This window comes from Neptuniibacter marinus (assembly GCF_001597725.1).
In the GTDB taxonomy this organism is placed as follows: domain Bacteria; phylum Pseudomonadota; class Gammaproteobacteria; order Pseudomonadales; family Balneatricaceae; genus Neptuniibacter; species Neptuniibacter marinus.
This window is the reverse complement of record NZ_LUTR01000042.1, coordinates 1-2,231: the sequence shown is the minus strand read 5'-3', so window position 1 is coordinate 2,231 and position 2,231 is coordinate 1. Positions and strand designations below refer to the sequence as shown.

The window sequence follows — 2,231 nt, the reverse complement described above, 5'->3', positions numbered from 1 at the left end:
AACACATCATCTAAGGTGTCGATGGTGAAGGTATTTGAGTTGCTGCCCGCTGGGATATCAACACTCGCAACACCCGTGAAGTCTGTGCCATCGGCGGCAACACCGCTGTAGGTGAAGGTTACTGTGATCGGTGTGGCAACATCGGCTGCAGGTTGATCCACAGCTACGGTATATGGCGTTGTAGTATTGCCTTCGATAACCGACGCAGGGCCTGTTAGGGAGATATACGCGGTTTCTGTATCCGGCTCAGTAGTACCTGGATCCGTGTCATCAGTGATCTGCGTTTCAACACTGTTGTTGGTCGCATCTACAGCAATGTGCTCGAAGTTAGTATCCGTAATGCTATCGATCGCAATGGTGAAGCTCTCAGCACCTTCCGCCAACACATCATCTAAGGTATCGATGGTAAACGTGTTCGAGTTGCTACCCACTGGGATATCAATCGTTCCAACACCGGTGAAGTCCGTTCCATCAACGGCAACACCGCTGTAGGTAAAGGTCACGGTAATCGGAGTACTTACACTCGCTGCTGGCTGATCAACACTGATGGTATAAGGTGTTGTTGTATTGCCTTCAACAACAGAAGAAGGACCTGTAAGTGAAATTGTTGCAGTATCTTCGTCACCTGGAGGATTATCAGAACCCACTTGATCTTCAATTGTAGTAGTAACACTTCCGCCACCTACAACAAGATTTTCGTAACCGCCCCCTGTACTACCTGTAATACTGACAGTGAACTGCTCACCAGTATCAGCATATGAATCATCTGTCGTCAGGACATCAAATGTTGTAGATGTAGTACCTGCCGCGATGGTGACATTTGTATTAACAGGAACTAAATCACCGTTATCTGTAGTGATATGCCCAGTAACCACACTAACTACTAGATCAGTTAACGGTGGATTCGTAACACTAACCGTATAAGTTGCTACCTCGCCTTCAACAACGGTGGCCGGTCCATCAATATCCAATAAAACAGTATCTTCATCTCCAGGAGGATTATCACTACCGACTTGATCCAATACTGTTGTAGTAACAGAACTTGTATCAAGCTCTATATTCTCGTAGCCGCCGCCCACAAAGCTGTCAACAGAAACTTGGTACTGCTCACCACTATCGGCAAAGTAATCATCATTCGTTTGAACATCAAAGGATACGGAGCTTTGACCTGCAGGGATCGTTACATCCATATTTAGAGGGACTAAATCACCATCATCTGTAGTCACATGACCCGTAATAACGCTAATTGTCATATCGATTAATACAGGCTGACTTATCGTAATAGTATAAGTAGCGATTTCACCCTCAACCACCGTACTAGGACCACTAATACTTATAACGGGTTGAACCAAAGCGATCTCATCGCCTTCATATAGAGGTCTATCAGTATCACCCTGACCAAAGCCCGTGGTTTCATAACCAGCATTTGGATCAACCTCTTCCGCTGTACGTTGAATATTGACCGTTGAGGATCCTTCATTGCCTTCAGCTCCGCCTTGCTCACCCCCAGCAGCGGTTTCTTCTGCAACATCAGTAGGATCGGCACCTGCTAAAATAGCAGCTTGAATCGATTCTGCATCAGCAGCAGCTTCGCTGGTATCAAAATTATCAGACTCTAGATATGTTTCACTACTCGCCAACCAATTTTGGCCACCGTCTAATTTGACGAGGTCACCATTATCCATAGCAATCTCTATAGATGCATCAGGTGCCACACGAACCATCTCATCGGCATATACCTGATCGCCTAAAGCTAAAGTGCGCTCTGTACCATCGGATTTAATAGCTACTGCGCGACCAATTAAGTGTGAAACCGTACCTATAACACTCATATCTAATAAAATCCTTTAAAAACCTTTGGGTGATTACACCTTTATAGTTATAAAACACAACAAAAACTATTGTACCGAGGTACAGGTAGACTCAATCATTGAGGTTTTTTTATATATTTTTTATATAGATAGAAAAAACATCTCTGCAGACCTAGCCCAAGAAAAAACACATAAAAGTACAACTCCCTGAACAACAAATAACCTATTATTACAACTACTGTTTAACTATCAACCAACCCAGCTAATCTTTTAAAAAATTGGCAAAAATCTCTTGACGATTTGCAGCTGCGTCATTAAGATACGCCGCACTTTCGAGGTACAGATCCCTGATAGCTCAGTTGGTAGAGCAGTAGACTGTTAATCTATTGGTCGCTGGTTCGAGTCCAGCTCAGGGAGCCA

At 44.1% G+C, this 2,231-nt stretch carries 1 protein-coding gene and 1 tRNA gene; one reads left to right on the top strand and one right to left on the bottom strand.

Annotated elements, in window-relative coordinates:
- A partial coding sequence (locus A3774_RS15925; RefSeq protein WP_156473737.1) for a retention module-containing protein occupies positions 1-1,832 on the bottom strand: 1,832 nt, incomplete at its 3' end.
- Between the two features lie 323 nt (positions 1,833-2,155).
- Between A3774_RS15925 and A3774_RS15920 the strand changes: the two genes are divergently transcribed.
- Positions 2,156-2,231, top strand: a tRNA-Asn gene (locus A3774_RS15920).